This window comes from Komagataeibacter intermedius TF2 (assembly GCF_000964425.1).
GTDB classification, from domain to species: Bacteria; Pseudomonadota; Alphaproteobacteria; order Acetobacterales; family Acetobacteraceae; genus Komagataeibacter; species Komagataeibacter intermedius.
Map to the genome: position 1 here is coordinate 1 of NZ_BANF01000863.1, position 379 is coordinate 379.

The window sequence follows — 379 nt, forward strand, 5'->3', positions numbered from 1 at the left end:
GCGCCGCCATCCAGGGCGAAAAAGGAGAGAGCGCCGTAGCCCACGTGCTCGACCGGAGCGGCCTGGCCGTGCTGCACGACGCCATGCTGCCGGCAGGTGGCGGCAGGACGACCCAGATTGACCACCTGTTTCTCAGCCCGAGGGGCATCCATGTCGTAGAGACAAAGCGGTATGGCGGCGAACTGACCGGACACCCGGAAGATGAACGGTGGCGACAGCGTTTCGCGGGCGAGGCGCCCGACGCCCCGCCCCGGCTGATTTACAGCCCGGTGATGCAGAATGCCGCCCATTGCCGCGCCGTCTACGCGCTGGCCCGCCTCGTGGACCCGACCATCCAGGTCTTCAGCCACGTCGTGATGACGGGAACTGCGGTCCTGTC

The 379-nt window shown here is 67.5% G+C and carries 1 protein-coding gene; it reads left to right on the top strand.

The features are described 5' to 3' along the window. On the top strand, positions 1 to 379 hold a 379-nt coding region (locus tag B7449_RS19400), incomplete at both ends, for a nuclease-related domain-containing protein (RefSeq protein WP_048884132.1).